The following is a 14,966-nucleotide window of genomic DNA, read 5'->3' as shown; positions in this document are numbered from 1 at the left end:
ATACTACTCGTGGCCCTGGGGACGCTTTTCGAGATCACGCACGGCGTCATGGGGGTCCTTGTTCTCGTAGAGCACGCTGTAAACTTCCTGAATGATGGGTAAGTCGAGCCCGAGCTGTTTCGCCTTGTTATGTATGGCGCTGGCAGCACGCAGACCCTCGACCGTCTGACCGACTTCGATCTCGGCCTGCGCTATCGTTTTACCCTGCCCAAGCGCCAGCCCGAAGCGCCGATTGCGGCTCTGGTCATCGGTACAGGTAAGAATAATGTCACCGAGCCCGGCCAGTCCCATCATGGTTTCCTGGTGGGCGCCGAGTTGCTTCCCCAGGCGCATGATTTCCGACAACCCACGGGTCATCAAGGCAGCCCGCGTGTTAGCGCCGAAACCCAGCCCATCCGCAACCCCAACCGCTATCGCAAGTACGTTTTTAAGCGCCCCGCCAAGCTCGACGCCAATAATGTCCTCGGTCGTGTAAGCGCGAAAATGATGACCGCGGAGCCGCTCTGCAATGGCTGCCGTGGTTTGCGCATCATTGCCGGCACAGGCAATCGCCGCTGGCAGCCCCCTGGCCACCTCGGTTGCAAAAGTCGGGCCCGAAATCACGCCATAGCGATGAAGCGGTAGTTCCTCGTCAATAACCTCGTGCAAAAGCATACCAGTTTCGATCTCGAATCCTTTGCTGGCCCAGAACAGGGCCTGGTCTTCAGTTATCAGCGGTTTTAATTCCTTCAGCAGCATACGAAATCCCTTGCTCGGAATGGCGATCACCAGATAAGGCGCCTGGGCAACGGCCGCTTCCAGGGTCGCTACCGGATCAATGTTTTCAGCCAGGGCGAAGCCGGGCAGGTAGTCTGTATTTTCTCGCAGCGTCTGTAAACGTTCTATATGAGCAGAGTCGTGACCCCAGAGCCTGACCTGTAATTCGTTGCGTGCCAACTGTATCGCGAGCGCAGTTCCCCAGGATCCTGCACCGAGTACGGCAATGGTTTCAGCCATCGGCCCTAATGGGTGGCGTCTGTTTCGCCCTGTTCTGCCTGCTGTCGCTGCAGGTGCTGTTGATACAGCGCGTCAAAACTAACCGGTGACAGGGTCAGGGGCGGAAAACCCCCTCTCACCGACAGATCTGAAATAGCTTCGCGGGCATAGGGAAAAAGAATGTTCAAACACTGGCTGCCGAGCAGGTATTTTTTCTGGTCCTCGTCAAAACCACCAACCTTGAACAAACCGGCCTGTTGAACTTCGACCAGGAATGCTGTTTCATCCTCGTGAGACACGGTTACGGTGATTTTCAACACGATTTCGTAAAGGTCTTCTTCGATGTGCTTCTGCTCATTGCTAATGTTCAACTCAATCTTGGGATTCCACTTTTCAAAACCGAATAACCGTGGTGAATTCGGCGATTCAAAAGAAGCATCCTTGACATACAGCTTCTGGATGGCGAATTGCTTTGTTGCTTCGGTTGTCTCGTTCATTTGCTATTTATTGCTCACGGGTAAGTGGGCATCCTGCCACGCTGACAAACCACCATTCAAACTGTACACCTTGTCGAACCCACTCTTGCTGAGCTCCTTGCAGGCAATACCGGCACGGGCGCCGGATTTACAGTAAACCAGCAGGGTCTTGTCTTTATATTTTTCCAGTTCACCCACGCGTTTAGCGATCGCACTAACGGGAATCTGGATTGCTTTCGCAATTTTTCCACCAACCGTTTCGGATGGTTCGCGCACATCGAGCACGACGACATCTTCTTTATTCATCAACTGTACCGCAGCGGCCGGTGTCAGGCTGGCAAAGCGCTGGGTCGCGATTTTCAACTCGTTAAAAAAAACCAGCGCCAGCAACACCACAAATGCCATCACCAGATATGGATGATTCACCGCAAATTCAGAAATTTGAGTCAACATACGTGCTGAAAAAAACGAATCGTCAGGGGTAAAGTTTCAGTCGGCGGAACAAAATACTTCCTGCATCATTCCGATCAGACGCAGGGTGCGTTCATCACCGACACGGTAAAAAACCTTGTTCGCATCCTTGCGCGACGACAGTATACCTTTATCCCTTAAAATGGCGAGATGTTGCGAGATATTACTTTGCGAAGTGCCGACATTTTCGACGATTCCCTGCACGCAGACTTCCCGATTCCCGAGTGTACAGAGGATTTTCAGTCGCAATGGGTGCGACATGGCCTTCAGTGAGCGTGAAGCAACTTCGATGTCTGCTGCTCGCGCCAGTAGCTGCTCGCTATCAATTGCTGCCTGGGATTCAGTTTTCATTTGCCTAGGAGTATTACCAAACGTTAATATTAGAGAATAATTATGGATAAACATCGAGCCAATGTCTACATCACCGCTCTATAAACTGTTACTGCCATTGCTGCTTATCACTCTCGTGGTGCATCCGGTGTCGATGGCGGATGACAAGTCAGCTAAGGAGAAACAGCTCAAAACGCTGCTGCGCAAGATTGATAAATTAAAACAGAACATCGATCGCAAGGAAGACAGCAAATCGAGTTCAATCAAGGAACTTAAATCGATTGAGCGCAAGATTGGCAAGGTCAATCAACAAATAAGGGCGACAGGTAAGAAAATCAAGGCCAAGAAATCGGAACTCTCCAAGTTACGAGCCACGCGTTCGAAACATCAACGTCAACTCAGCAAGGAGCACGATTACCTGGCCGAACAGGTATACGCGGCATTTACCGTTGGCAGACAGGAAAAAGCAAAGCTGCTGTTCTCCCAGCAGGACCCGCAGGCGCTGCAACGTAACCTTGTTTACTACCAGTATTTTTCAAACGCCCGGGTCGCTTTGATCAATGAAGTGCAGGGCAATATCGATAAAATTATCGAAACAGAGCAGCTGATTCAGCAGGCAAAGGCAGACCTGGAGAAAAACCAGCAACAACTCGGTCAACAGAAAAAGGAGTTGGGTGTCGATCTCGGAAAACGCAAAACAATCATTGGTTCACTCGACAAAGAGTTAAAACAACACAGCGGCAGTCTCTCCAGGCTGGAAGACGAGGCCAGGCAGTTACAGAATCTGATCAAGTCGATCGAGGAGATATTCGTCGATGCACCCGAATCCGAGATTTCACAGAAAGCCTTTGCTGAGTTAAAAGGAAAACTGGCCTGGCCTGTCAAGGGTAAGCTCAAGAAACTTTTCGGTCGCACCAAGCCATTGTCTCAACTGCGTTGGCAGGGTGTCATGATCGAGGCACCCGGCGGTCGCGAGGTCAAGGCAGTCTCTCATGGACGGATTGCATTCGCTGACTGGTTACGCGGGCTTGGAAACCTGATCATTATCGATCATGGCAATTCCTACCTGTCGCTTTATGGCCACAATGAATCGCTATTTAAAACCGCGGGTGAATGGGTTGAAGCCGGCGATATCATCAGCACGATCGGCACTAGTGGTGGACAGAAAAAACCCGGTCTCTACTTCGAAATACGTAAAAAGGGTAAGCCACAGAATCCTACGGGCTGGTGTAAAGCGCGTAACAAGTTTGCTTCGGGTTAGCCCTGATCCCGTCAGCCAGAGTCATAAATCTGAAAATTCTCGAATTTTGCCGTAGAATTCGTCTGTCATAACCCTAACTTTTGAACTGATTACAACTTATACGGCAATATCTGGTCTATTATACTTAATCACGACCGCTGACAGCGCGCGCCATCGGAGAAACGAATGTTAAAAAATCTGCGAACATCCACCTGGTTTTTGAGTGGAACCTTACTTGGCCTGTCACTGGCGGTCGGCCACAGTGTTTATGCGCTCAAGGAAAACGATCAAATCCCGTTCGAGGATTTACAGGCTTTTACCGAGGTTTTTTCCAAGGTTAAATCAGACTACGTCGAATCGGTTGACGATAAAAAGCTAATCGAAGACGCCATCCGTGGCATGCTAAGCGGGCTCGACCCGCACTCGGCATTCCTCAATACCAGTGAATTCAGTGATTTGAAAATCGGCACCACCGGCCAGTTTGGTGGTCTTGGTATCGAGGTCGGTATGGAAAACGGTTTCGTTAAGGTTATTTCACCCATTGACGATACCCCGGCATCACGTGCTGGCGTGCAGGCTAGCGATTTGATTATCAAGCTCGACGAGCGATCGGTAAAAGGGATGACGCTTAACGAAGCCGTCAAGATTATGCGCGGCAAGCCCAATACCTCAATCGACCTGACCATCGTACGCGAGGGTGAGCCAAAGCCGTTGGTGATTACAATAACGCGTGAAATTATCCGGGTTAAAAGTGTCAAGAATCGTATGCTTGAACCGGGATTTGGTTATGTTCGCATCACCAACTTCCAGTCACGCACCACCACCGATTTACTGAAGGCCGTTTCCGACCTGCAAAAAGAGGAGCGGCTCAAGGGCATGGTGCTTGACCTGCGTAATAACCCGGGCGGTGTCCTGAACGGTGCCGTGGGTGTCTCCGACGCGTTTATCGACGATGGCCTGATCGTCTACACGGAAGGGCGCATCGATGATTCCAGTCATCGCTACCTGGCCACGCCCGGCGATAGCCTCAATGGCGCGCCGCTGGTGGTACTGGTCAACGGTGGCTCGGCCTCGGCCTCGGAGATAGTAGCCGGCGCGATACAGGATCACAAACGCGGCATCATCATGGGAACCAAATCTTTCGGCAAGGGCTCGGTGCAGACCATCCAGGAATTGCGTAACGGCTCGGCAGTAAAGTTGACCACCGCGCGTTACTTTACGCCGAACGGGCGCTCAATCCAGGCCACCGGTATCGAACCCGATATCAAATTGAGCACCGTGAAACTGTCGGAAGCTGACGAAAAAGCGCGTGATACCTATTCCGAGAGTGATCTTGAGGGGCGCCTGAGCAATCCGAACGGTGAGAAATCTGGTGCAGGCAATGAAAAAGATGAAGGCGAGACATTAGCCAAAACCGACTTCCAGCTGTACGAAGCACTCAACCTGCTGAAGGGCCTGATCATCATGAACAATATCAGCAGCTAGCTCGCGCGATGCCCCGAACCTGGTCGATTCTGCTAATCGTATTTGCATTCGGGGCACAGGCTGATCAGCGTCCGGTTCTGTCGCTCGTCATCGACGATCTCGGGTACTCACTGGAAAGCGGTCAGGCTGCCATCGGCCTCGATGGCGATCACACTTACGCGATACTCCCGGGTGCAGTTTATAGTCAACGACTGGCCCGCCTCGCGCACAGTCGAAACAAGGAAGTTATTCTGCATTTACCCATGCAATCGATTCATTCGAAAGCAGCCCATGAAGCCAATGCGCTGAATGAGGCGATGGACGAAGACGAATTAACGACCAGGGTACATTCACTGCTGGCACAGATTCCGTTTGTCCGCGGCGTTAACAACCACATGGGCAGCCACCTGACCGAGTTCGATTTTTTCATGCGCCCGGTTATGGAAAGCATTCGTGGTTACAATCCCCGGCTGTATTTCCTCGATAGCCGCACTTCACCCCGCAGCGTGGCATACGCACAGGCGCTCAACGCTGGCCTGAGTTCAACCACGCGCGATATATTTCTCGACAACGACGCCAATCCCGAGGCAATCCGGTTGCAGTACAATATCTGGCTAACCCGGGCGCGCGAACGTGGCTCGGCTATTGCGATTGGACACCCCTATACGCATACCATCGATGTATTGCGTCAAAACCTGCCTGAGGCCGATCGGAATTTTAAATTCATGCACCTTTCGCAATTGATCCGCGAGCGAGAAGTTCGACGTTTGTCCGCAAACTGGCTCAATCCGTTAACCACACTGCAGTCGGTAATCCCGTTATTACAGGCCTGGTGGCTGAAAACCACCCATCACCATTTCAATTTCCTGCGCCAGCGCCAGCACGATATCTTCGCGCCAGGGCGCGGCAATCAACTGCACACCAACGGGTAATCCCCCGGTGCTGGTACCGGCACGTACCGACGCTCCCGGCCATCCCAGTAGGTTATGAATCTGGATATAACCCCAGTCGTCAAAGCTGTCAGCATGGGAAGCCTGGTGAGGTCGGGCAACCGCGAAGGAAGCCGGGCAGAGAATCGCGTCAAAATCCTTAAAAAATCCCAGCGCACGACTGCGCGCCTCGTCTACCTGTTCGAGCAGGGCCGGGTCAAGATGATTGGCGTTGGCGATACCTTGTTCGGTCAGGTAGCCGTCAAGCTCGGGGCCATGCCGAACGGTGCCATAACGCTCCAGCAGGCGCAGGATGAAACCGGCATTGGTTGCTTCGCGCAATTGTGTGGTGAGGTTGACCAGGTGGCGTGTGCCCGGCAGCAACTGGGCCGTCAGGTTTAATCCCCGCTGTTGCAACACCCGGGCGGTCTCGGTGACGACACGCTGAATATCTTCGTGCGGTGAGACAATACCGTTATCGGCATACCAGGCAATGCGCAGCGCCGACAAATCCACGTCATGCGAATCGCGCATCGGGACTGGCACTATCGCGGGATCCGTTCCGTCAGGACCACAAATCAACGGCAATGCCAATGTGAGATCCTCAACGTTGCGCGCCATCGGCCCAACTTGGGTTAAAGAATCAAGCACACCACCGCCAAAGGGTACGATATGCCCAGTGCGCGGGGTACGCCCCGAAGTCGGTTTGATCCCGGTGATTCCGCAAAGGTGCGCGGGTTCGCGAATACTGCCGCCAGTATCTGACCCCAGTTCCAGCGCCGAGCCCCCGCAAGCGATCACGGCAGCTGAACCGCCACTGCTGCCACCCGGACTGCACTCAAGATCATAGGGATTATTGGTCCTGCCATAAATCAGGTTATTGGTTTCACCACTGAAGGTAAGCTCCGGCGTATTGGTCTTCCCCAGCAAAACAGCGCCCGCGTTACGTAACCGTGCAACAACCGGTGCATCATGCACCGGGGTAAATGATTTTCGTCCCAGGGTACCACCAGTCGAGATTATACCCTCGGTATCGAGCGAATCCTTGACCGTAATTGGCACCCCGTGCAGCGGTCCTTTGAATTGTCCGCGGGCCGCCTGCCGGTCGAGCGCGTCGGCCTCGCTGCGGGCGCGTTCGCACGCCAGCTGCACCACCGCGTTGATTTTGGGATTAACCTGATCGATGCGGTCGAGACAGGTATCAACCATTTCTCGCGCGGACAGGTTACCTGCGCGAATTTCACGTGCAATTCTGCTCGCTGACCAGTAGATAGCATCGGACATGATGCTGATTATCGAGATCTTAGTCCTGATTATCCAGTCTTGATTTGGCGGTGGGGACGCGCGCTACAAACTCGACACCGCGCACGTCGAGCGGCATAAATACCAGCTTCGCTGAGCGCTTGCGATTTTTGACGTCGAGCACCCAGCGCGGCAGCAATGAATCGGTTGCATCTAAGTAGCTGCTATCCTCGCCACTCTTCAACCCGGAGATAACCTGTGGTTTTTTTACCGCGCCCGGACTGATTTCTATGCTTGCAATCGGAGCAGCGTATGACCATTCATTACGTCTGGCATGCTTGTCTTCCGACCCCGTGAGCCGACACATCGGCCTGCCATCTACCTCGACGATCTCAAGCTGTTCCTTATGAATTTCGCCGTTGACCAGCTTGATGCTGAGCGAAATACTGTCTTCCCGATTGTCGATATTGTTAAACACGATCGAGCCTTCAAAGCCCTTGGTGATTTCATTGACAAAATACAGTCCAAGACCCTTGCCGTGATGTTCGCGGATACGCCGCGATGAAAAACCGAGCTGATAGATCTTGTCTTTTTCGTCATCGTTGATTCTCGGACCCCGGTTATAGACTTCCAGTACCACTTCACCGCCACGTTGTGCCAGGCGTATCGAAACGCTGCTGTAGCGATTCTTGTAAGCTTTCTGCTGCGCATAGAAAAGCGCGTTGTTGAGCAGGTTCTCGATCAGCAACACCATGTGGTTTTCATTACCGAGCATTTCGCTATCAGCCTGCAACAGGATCTTGAATTTTTCATCGCGGTAACTGCCGCGCTTCGGCCACCCGTTGTTCAATCCAAGCTGGTCAGGATTATCGGTAATAGGGAGTAACGCGCGTCGCAGCGCGTGGCTCATCATGAAGGTAGGCTGAAAGGGCGTGGGCTCGGTTGCGTCGTCGTTCAATAACGCCTGAAAATAATGTTCTTCGCAGTCGTAAATCTGGTTTGCAACATGTAGTGTAATGTTGTCGGTAGTGGACAGATCGAGCAAATCCCATAGATAAAGCAGACCGTCTGCAGCTTCACGATATTGCTGTTGCTCGCCTACTTCACAGGTAAGCTGGGCATGCTTAAGCGCCGTCTGCGCCTTGTCATAACTGATGACACCATTGTGGCGCACCTCGGAGGCAATATTTTTGAAGTGCAAATACTTTTCATCGTACTCGATATATTCGAGCAACCGTTCACTGATGAACATTTTCAACTTGTCCGCATGATCGGAGTAGGTGCGCGCGCGCGTGCCGAGTTCGCGCTTGGAATCAAACAGTTCGCTGATCTGGTCCTGGTGCTGCCTTAATTGTTCCTTGCAGCGGGCACTTGCCTTCAGAAAGCGCCAGGCGTCAAAAGTCATCAATAGCACCAGTACCGCGCCCGCGATCAACAGCCTGTCCTGCTGGCGCATGGATTCAGGCAGGGGATGCTCCGTGAACAGTGCGGCATTGGCCAGCAGGAATTGCCAGGTGATAACCGCCAGTGCCGCCAGGGTGCTAGGCCATGGATAATAAACTCGAGCGGGTTTCATTTTTTGTTGCCAGGCGGTTTCCAGTAGTAAGCCCCTTCATCGCCGAAAGTGACAATGCCCTGGCCCTGGTTACATAGCTCGCTGAAACTGGCAGTCCCGTCCTCAACCGCATCGAAAGCCCGCCGCAGCGTCTTGATATGCTGGCGGTAACTGGCGTAGGAAAACTTTTCGGGGTCCATATCGAGCCGTTCGGCAATCTGTCCGGCAGTCAGCGGCCTGGGAGATGACTCCATCAGCTCACGCAACAATTTCCTCGGCGTTGGTGCCAGTGGACGCTTGGCGTTGCTCGGATTCATCAAACGCTGACCCTTCCAGTAGACATTCCAGGTATTCAAATCGATCGTCAGCTCGCCGCTGCTGATTATATTTAACGTCGATGATAAATCGGTATCGATCGACGCTTGCCTGAGTACTGCCTTGATACGCCAGCACAAAACCTGCTCGACATTGTTTTGATGTTTGGCAATAAAATCGGTGGCGGAAAACTGCTCCAGCGCTTCACGCTCGATCTCGGTACCGCTGTGCTCCGACAGGTAAATTATCGGCAATTGCGGCCACTTCTTGCGTAACGCGTTGGAAACGGAAAAGCCGGCCTGGTCATTGCCGTTCATGCGCGCATCAAGCAGCGCCACATCCGGCGGAGATTCCTTATCGGTCAATGCAATCTTTTGCCGCGCGGCCTCGGCAAAATTATAAATTGCGAGCGAATTCGGCTTACCGTCAAAGTCCTCGTTTTCGAGCACGGGAGAAAACTTCTTGATCCAGTGCGATTGATCTTCGACCCAGAAAATAGCCGCCATCAGCGCGTCCAGTAAAGCTTTTTAAACATAGATTTCAACTATAATAGGCGCCTGCAAGGGCTGCTGTGTGGCGCCTCAGAATGCGAAATATTTCGAAATAAAACAGCGCCTTGCAGAAATTTATAGCCTTTTTTTCATGTTTTTCACCGATTTTTCACAGCGCCTGCCTAAAGTCTTCATACATTTAGTAAAACTGAGGTTAATCCCATGTTTACAAAAATTATCAAGGCCTGGTCAACGGTTCCCGGCATTACCGTAGCCCTCTGGAATAGCGGGATTGTCGCGAAAAAGCATGGCTGGAGCAGGGCTAGAAAGGCATTCTTGTTGCACTATTTTTCGGCGACAAAAAGTCCGAAATTGAAGCATTACGCACTTTCGATTGCCAACAACGAATAGCATTCCTTCAAAAGGCATCTATTCTCTATTACTCACGAACATAGATTAAATTAGGAAGCTCACCATGAAGAGTTTTTACTTTTTGCCAGAAATGCCTGGTGTTTCAATCGCAGTCTGGATAGCAGCTAGCATGATTTTCCTGTTTTTTGCCAGGGAACCCGTGCATAAAATGATCCAGACTTTTTCTGATGCAACCGCCGGCGGCCTGAGAAAATTGGCCGAATGGACCAAAAATACGGCCGAGGCCATGCGCGAGAAGGATAGAAAAGTCCTGCTGGAATCCGGGGTTGCCAAAATTCAGGGCGAAATTCTTCAGGAATTTTCCAAAATCGATATGGCGAATACCAAAAGTCTTGCCGGTTACCCCAAATTACAATTAAAACTCGACGAAAAAATCAGCCAGCTTGAGGCCGATTATAACGAGTGTGGGCAGGTCACACCCGAAGCACCCGGATGGAGTGAAGTCGTCAAGAGTATCGCCAAGGTAAAGGGTTCGACCTCTGACCGAATTATCGAAGGTATGTTGGGTGAAATTCATAAATCTGCGGTTGAGGGAGAAAAGAAAGCCCTGTCTGAACTTCGCGAGGTTTCAGCAAAACGCCACAAGATACTGGGATCGATGGCACCGATCTGGAAACGGGTTGAAAAACTGGGCAAGGAGATCAGTAGTCAGGTCGATAAGGTGACCGAAAACAGCCGTAATATTGAAAAATATATGACTCAATACGAAAAAATTTCGGCCGCTGAACCCGAATCGATCGATATGCTCTCCTCAAAGGTGACCAAGCTTTTTATCATCTCACTGATCGTCATCTGTGTGGGCCTGGTTGGCGCTTTTATCAACTTTAACCTGATAGCGCTGCCGATGTCCGAACTGGTACCTGCCGGAGTTCGCGTCGCCGGAATGGCAGTATCAGAAATCTCCGCACTGGTTATTGTCGCGTTGGAACTGGTTTTAGGCATATTTCTATTTGAAGCAATAGGGGTAACCCACACCTTTCCCCAGATTGCCAATATGACTCGGGCCAAGCGTAAAATCATATTATTTGGTTGTCTGCTGGGGCTTTTGTTTCTGTCTACGGTAGAAGCGTCGCTCGCGATCCTGCGGGAAAACCTGGCAGAAGCCAAAAACGCTCTTGATATCAGCCTGGCCGGAGGATCGGCGACGGTTTCCGATGAAATCAACTCAAGAATTACTGTGATTGGACAAGCAATGCTCGGCTTTGTGCTGCCATGGATTCTGGCGGTAATCGCGATACCACTGGAAATGTTTATCGAGGCCAGCCAACATGCATTCGCCAAGATGTATACCGTATTCATCACCTTGCTCTGCCATCTGGCTAACATGATCGCTTATCTAATCGAGGGATTCTTTAATATATTGGTGCACGTGTTTGACATCTACATCATTATCCCCGTGCAGATCGCTAATCTGATTAGCGGGAAACATGTCAGCGCAAGCTAAGCTGGGAGAATACAATGGAAAAAATAATCACCCGTATTCTGCTCGCGCTATCGGTATCAGTCGTTGTTTCAGCCTGCACCGACAGTAAAGAATATGAAACATCATTCTGTGCATTGATGGATATATCCGGCACTTACGCCGGTGAGAAGGCAAACGTGGCCAATATCATCAAGGCCGGCATCGTACCCGAAATGATTCCTGGCGATAGCCTGTTCTTGGTCAAGATCGACAGTAACAGCTACGCGGAAGAAAATCTGGTGACAAAACTGACCCTGGATTACAGGCCCACAAAAGCCAACACTCAAAAACTGGCAATTGCAAAAACACTGGACAAATTTGGCAGGGGTAATGCCAAGTCCCGACTTACCGATATCAGTGGCGCTTTAATGCTTTGCTCTGATTATCTAAAAGCGACCAAATCCGGTACCCAGGTGATGTTCGTCTTTAGCGATATGAAAGAGGAACTGCCGTCGGGTGTGGTCCGAAAATTTGCCGAGGATGAATTTGACGGCATCGACATCGCTGCCATGAATGTCATCAAGCTCACCGACGACAGCGCCAATCCGGAAGTCTACCGTAAGCGTATTAAAAAATGGAACCAGCGAATCGTTGATTCTGGTGCAAGAAGCTGGAACACGTTGATTGACGCGACCAAGATCCAGGAATTTATCTATAACGTCAAATAATTCTACTCCAGGTGCCATAACCTGCAGTTAAATCACTATTCGATTTTCCTCACGTCTACCCCGCTTCGGCGGGGTTTTTTTTTGGACTGGAACAACACCGATTTCGATGTACCGTTCAATCGAACAGCTACGACGCGACCACAGCATAAGCGTGGATCTTTATCCTTGTGTCGGTAGTTACTACAGGCTTTATAATCTATTTCATTGCTCCTTCAAATCTTGAGAAACCGATGCAAGGCACCGCCGAAAATCATATTTCAACCGATTTGTACGATCCGGTTTGCGGTATGAAAGTGTCAACCGAAAGCGAATTCTCGGTTCAGTATAAAGGCACTGATTATTTTTTCTGTTGCCAGGGCTGTGCACAAAAATTCAGTAACGACCCGAATTTCTATCTGAACCCGGACAGGCCTGCTGTCACTGATCCGGTTGCCGATGCGAGTTTATACATTTGTCCGATGGATCCTGAAATCGAACAGGATCACCCCGGTAGCTGCCCGATATGCGGCATGGCGCTGGAACCGGCAGGCACCCCGTTGCGGTCCACGCGAATTGAATATACCTGCCCGATGCACCCCGAGATCGTACAGGACCATCCCGGCAGTTGCCCCAAATGTGGCATGGCTCTGGAATCCCGCACGATCGAGATCGAAGAGAAGAATGAAGAGCTGATCGACATGAGCCGGCGTTTCTGGATCGGCCTGTCGCTCGCCTTGCCGGTTTTTGTGCTGGCGATGATCGCCGACCTCGCACCGGCTTTATTGCCACCGGGCCTGTCGATGAAGACAGCGCAATGGATCCAGTTCGTACTCGCAACCCCGGTTGTGCTGTGGTGTGGCTGGCCTTTTTTTCAGCGCGGCTGGCTGTCGCTGCGGACCCGGAATCTCAACATGTTTACGCTGATCGCGATTGGTGTCGGCGTTGCCTGGAGTTACAGCGTGGTTGCATTGTTGTTACCCGGTATTTTCCCGGCTGATATGCTGCACGGCGACGGCACGATTCCGGTTTATTTCGAAGCGGCCGCCGTCATCACAACCCTGGTACTACTCGGCCAGGTGCTTGAGTTACGCGCGCGCAGCCATACCAACGCCGCGCTCAAGTTGCTGTTGGGGCTCGCTCCAAACACCGCCCGCATCGTGCATGCAGACGGAAACGAAGAAGATATCGCCCTGGACCTTGTCAAACCCGGGAACATACTGCGCGTCAGGCCCGGGGAAAAGATACCCGTAGACGGCATTGTCAGCAGCGGCAACAGCGCCGTGGATGAGTCCATGGTTACCGGCGAACCGATCCCGGTAGAGAAAGTTGCGGGTGACGTCGTGATTGGCGCAACTGTTAATGGCACCGGCAGCCTGTTGATGCAGGCAGAAAGAGTGGGTGCCGAAACCTTGCTCGCACAAATTGTGACAATGGTCAGCGAGGCACAGCGCTCACGTGCTCCGATACAAAAACTGGCCGACGTCGTGGCCGGGTATTTCGTACCAGCCGTGGTAGCGGTTGCGGTCATTACCCTGATCGCCTGGGGACTGGTCGGTCCCGAACCCCGACTCGCGTATGCCATCATCAACTCGGTTGCGGTTCTCATTATCGCCTGCCCCTGTGCGCTGGGCCTCGCCACACCCATGTCGATCATGGTAGGCACCGGCAAAGGTGCCACCATGGGTGTATTGATCAAGAACGCCGAAGCACTCGAAGTCATGGAGAAAGTCGATACGCTGGTGGTGGATAAAACCGGCACCCTGACCGAGGGTAAGCCACGGCTGGTATCGGTACATCCCGGCGATGGTTATGACGAAAACATCGTGCTACAGCTCGCAGCGAGTCTCGAGCGCGCCAGCGAACATCCGTTGGCGACGGCCATTGTTGAAGGCGCCAGGGATCGGAATATCGATCTCAAAACGGTTGCAAACTTTGTTTCGATGACGGGCGAGGGCGTCACTGGCAGCGTCGGAGAACACCAGATTGCACTGGGTAATTTGAAGTTGCTGCAATCCCTTTCGATCGATTCCGGAAATTTACCCTCAATTGCCGAGACCGGCCGTAACCAGGGACAGACCGTCATGTACGTTGCTATCGATAGCATAGCCGCCGGACTGCTCAGCGTGGCCGACCCCGTCAAGGCATCAACCCCGGAGGCGATACTTGACCTGCACGCAGGAGGGATTGATATCGTCATGCTGACCGGGGATAACGTGACCACCGCCAACGCGATCGCCGGCCCGCTTGGTATCGATCGTATCGAAGCCGAGGTTTCACCAGAGCAAAAGGTAGAGGTCATCAAAAAGTTACAGGCAGAGGGGCGCATTGTTGCGATGGCCGGCGACGGCATCAACGATGCCCCGGCCCTGGCACAATCCCATGTCGGCATCGCCATGGGTACCGGTACCGATGTTGCGATGGAAAGCGCGGGTGTCACCCTGGTCAAGGGTGACCTGCGCGGTATCGTGCGGGCGCAGCGCCTGAGCAGGGCGACGATGCGAAATATCCGCCAGAACCTGTTCTTCGCATTTATTTACAACTCGATGGGCGTTCCCGTCGCCGCCGGCGTGTTGTACCCGATATTCGGGTTGTTATTATCGCCCATGATTGCCGCCGCCGCGATGAGCTTGAGCTCGGTGTCAGTTATCGGCAATGCACTACGACTCAGCAACACAAGGATCTAGGCGATATGAAACCACGTATGCGTCAGCACAGGCCGAGCAGGCGTTGGAATAGGTTTTCAATTCACCACTTCTGAGTTCGGCGCAGACGGGGGTGTAATCCATGGTACATATCTGCGGACGCGGATCGACGCATGCAGTCTGTGGCCTGTCCACCGGGATCGGACGCTGCTGACCCGCACTACAGGCGACCAGTGACAGCAGTATTGATAGCGGCAGCGGGGTGATGGCAATCGCCACAATTCTGGACCCGGAT

Annotated in this window: 15 protein-coding genes; 7 read left to right on the top strand and 8 right to left on the bottom strand. The window is 52.3% G+C overall.

From position 1 onward, the window contains the following. Positions 1–3: 3 nt before the first annotated feature. The 4 genes from OES20_00325 to OES20_00310 form a co-directional block, all read right to left on the bottom strand. A complete protein-coding gene (locus OES20_00325; protein ID MDH3633126.1) occupies positions 4–996 on the bottom strand; it encodes an NAD(P)-dependent glycerol-3-phosphate dehydrogenase in 993 nt (330 codons plus the stop codon). Between the two features lie 5 nt (positions 997–1,001). Then, complete coding sequence (gene secB / locus OES20_00320) at positions 1,002–1,472, bottom strand: protein-export chaperone SecB (GenBank protein ID MDH3633125.1); 471 nt, start codon at positions 1,470–1,472, stop codon at positions 1,002–1,004. Between the two features lie 3 nt (positions 1,473–1,475). Next, positions 1,476–1,877 carry a rhodanese-like domain-containing protein gene (locus OES20_00315; protein ID MDH3633124.1) on the bottom strand — a complete coding sequence of 134 codons (402 nt, stop codon included), beginning with the start codon at positions 1,875–1,877 and terminating at the stop codon, positions 1,476–1,478. A gap of 63 nt (positions 1,878–1,940) precedes the next feature. Next, positions 1,941–2,273 carry a metalloregulator ArsR/SmtB family transcription factor gene (locus OES20_00310; GenBank protein MDH3633123.1) on the bottom strand — a complete coding sequence of 111 codons (333 nt, stop codon included), beginning with the start codon at positions 2,271–2,273 and terminating at the stop codon, positions 1,941–1,943. 61 nt (positions 2,274–2,334) lie between these two features. Here OES20_00310 and OES20_00305 point away from each other — a divergent pair, with 61 nt between their 5' ends. The 3 genes from OES20_00305 (at position 2,335) to OES20_00295 (ending at position 5,888) form a co-directional block, all read left to right on the top strand. Beyond that, positions 2,335–3,513: a peptidoglycan DD-metalloendopeptidase family protein gene (locus OES20_00305; GenBank protein ID MDH3633122.1), complete on the top strand. Its 1,179-nt coding sequence runs from the start codon at positions 2,335–2,337 to the stop codon at positions 3,511–3,513. Positions 3,514–3,678: 165 nt separating this feature from the next. Beyond that, a complete protein-coding gene (locus tag OES20_00300) occupies positions 3,679–4,977 on the top strand; it encodes a S41 family peptidase (GenBank protein MDH3633121.1) in 1,299 nt (432 codons plus the stop codon). Between the two features lie 8 nt (positions 4,978–4,985). Then, the gene (locus OES20_00295) at positions 4,986–5,888 is read left to right on the top strand and encodes a divergent polysaccharide deacetylase family protein (GenBank protein MDH3633120.1); all 903 of its coding nucleotides are present in this window, start codon (positions 4,986–4,988) and stop codon (positions 5,886–5,888) included. On the opposite strand, the gene OES20_00290 is transcribed toward OES20_00295, so the two are convergent. From OES20_00290 to OES20_00280, 3 genes are read right to left on the bottom strand one after another with little or no spacing between them, the layout of a single operon-like run. Continuing rightward, entirely contained in the window at positions 5,778–7,169 is a 1,392-nt protein-coding gene (locus OES20_00290) for an amidase (GenBank protein MDH3633119.1), read from the bottom strand. The two genes, OES20_00295 and OES20_00290, sit on opposite strands and share 111 nt — an antisense overlap. Positions 7,170–7,188: 19 nt before the next feature. Continuing rightward, complete coding sequence (locus OES20_00285; protein MDH3633118.1) at positions 7,189–8,703, bottom strand: ATP-binding protein; 1,515 nt, start codon at positions 8,701–8,703, stop codon at positions 7,189–7,191. Next, a complete protein-coding gene (locus tag OES20_00280) occupies positions 8,700–9,503 on the bottom strand; it encodes a response regulator (GenBank protein ID MDH3633117.1) in 804 nt (267 codons plus the stop codon). Before OES20_00280 ends, OES20_00285 begins: the two co-directional genes overlap by 4 nt. A 207-nt stretch (positions 9,504–9,710) precedes the next feature. On the opposite strand from OES20_00280, the gene OES20_00275 reads away from it, so the two are divergent. The 4 genes from OES20_00275 to OES20_00260 all read left to right on the top strand — a co-directional run bounded on the left by OES20_00275 (position 9,711) and on the right by OES20_00260 (position 14,713). Next, positions 9,711–9,899 carry a hypothetical protein gene (locus tag OES20_00275; GenBank protein ID MDH3633116.1) on the top strand — a complete coding sequence of 63 codons (189 nt, stop codon included), beginning with the start codon at positions 9,711–9,713 and terminating at the stop codon, positions 9,897–9,899. Between the two features lie 64 nt (positions 9,900–9,963). Beyond that, complete coding sequence (locus OES20_00270; protein MDH3633115.1) at positions 9,964–11,364, top strand: hypothetical protein; 1,401 nt, start codon at positions 9,964–9,966, stop codon at positions 11,362–11,364. 14 nt (positions 11,365–11,378) lie between these two features. Further along, positions 11,379–12,050 (top strand): hypothetical protein, encoded by a 672-nt coding sequence (locus tag OES20_00265; GenBank protein MDH3633114.1) that lies wholly within the window; start codon positions 11,379–11,381, stop codon positions 12,048–12,050. Positions 12,051–12,280: 230 nt separating this feature from the next. Further along, positions 12,281–14,713, top strand: a complete 2,433-nt coding sequence (locus OES20_00260) for a heavy metal translocating P-type ATPase (protein ID MDH3633113.1) — start codon at positions 12,281–12,283, stop codon at positions 14,711–14,713. Here the strand turns inward: OES20_00260 and OES20_00255 are convergent. Beyond that, positions 14,687–14,950, bottom strand: a complete 264-nt coding sequence (locus tag OES20_00255; protein MDH3633112.1) for a hypothetical protein — start codon at positions 14,948–14,950, stop codon at positions 14,687–14,689. The two genes, OES20_00260 and OES20_00255, sit on opposite strands and share 27 nt — an antisense overlap. Positions 14,951–14,966 lie beyond the last annotated feature (16 nt).

The organism is Gammaproteobacteria bacterium, assembly GCA_029862005.1.
Classification (GTDB): Bacteria; Pseudomonadota; Gammaproteobacteria.
Note: the sequence above shows the minus strand (reverse complement) of the source record. Positions and strands in the feature narration are given on the sequence as shown.

Bases quoted from the DNA above. Each gene is read 5' to 3' on its own strand.
- OES20_00325 (MDH3633126.1), bottom strand. From the start codon at position 996: ATGGCTGAAACCATTGCCGTACTCGGTGCAGGATCCTGGGGAACTGCG.
- secB (MDH3633125.1), bottom strand. From the start codon at position 1,472: ATGAACGAGACAACCGAAGCAACAAAGCAATTCGCCATCCAGAAGCTG.
- OES20_00310 (MDH3633123.1), bottom strand. From the start codon at position 2,273: ATGAAAACTGAATCCCAGGCAGCAATTGATAGCGAGCAGCTACTGGCG.
- OES20_00305 (MDH3633122.1), top strand. From the start codon at position 2,335: ATGTCTACATCACCGCTCTATAAACTGTTACTGCCATTGCTGCTTATC.
- OES20_00300 (MDH3633121.1), top strand. From the start codon at position 3,679: ATGTTAAAAAATCTGCGAACATCCACCTGGTTTTTGAGTGGAACCTTA.
- OES20_00295 (MDH3633120.1), top strand. From the start codon at position 4,986: ATGCCCCGAACCTGGTCGATTCTGCTAATCGTATTTGCATTCGGGGCA.
- OES20_00290 (MDH3633119.1), bottom strand. From the start codon at position 7,169: ATGTCCGATGCTATCTACTGGTCAGCGAGCAGAATTGCACGTGAAATT.
- OES20_00285 (MDH3633118.1), bottom strand. From the start codon at position 8,703: ATGAAACCCGCTCGAGTTTATTATCCATGGCCTAGCACCCTGGCGGCA.
- OES20_00280 (MDH3633117.1), bottom strand. From the start codon at position 9,503: ATGGCGGCTATTTTCTGGGTCGAAGATCAATCGCACTGGATCAAGAAG.
- OES20_00275 (MDH3633116.1), top strand. From the start codon at position 9,711: ATGTTTACAAAAATTATCAAGGCCTGGTCAACGGTTCCCGGCATTACC.
- OES20_00270 (MDH3633115.1), top strand. From the start codon at position 9,964: ATGAAGAGTTTTTACTTTTTGCCAGAAATGCCTGGTGTTTCAATCGCA.
- OES20_00265 (MDH3633114.1), top strand. From the start codon at position 11,379: ATGGAAAAAATAATCACCCGTATTCTGCTCGCGCTATCGGTATCAGTC.
- OES20_00260 (MDH3633113.1), top strand. From the start codon at position 12,281: ATGCAAGGCACCGCCGAAAATCATATTTCAACCGATTTGTACGATCCG.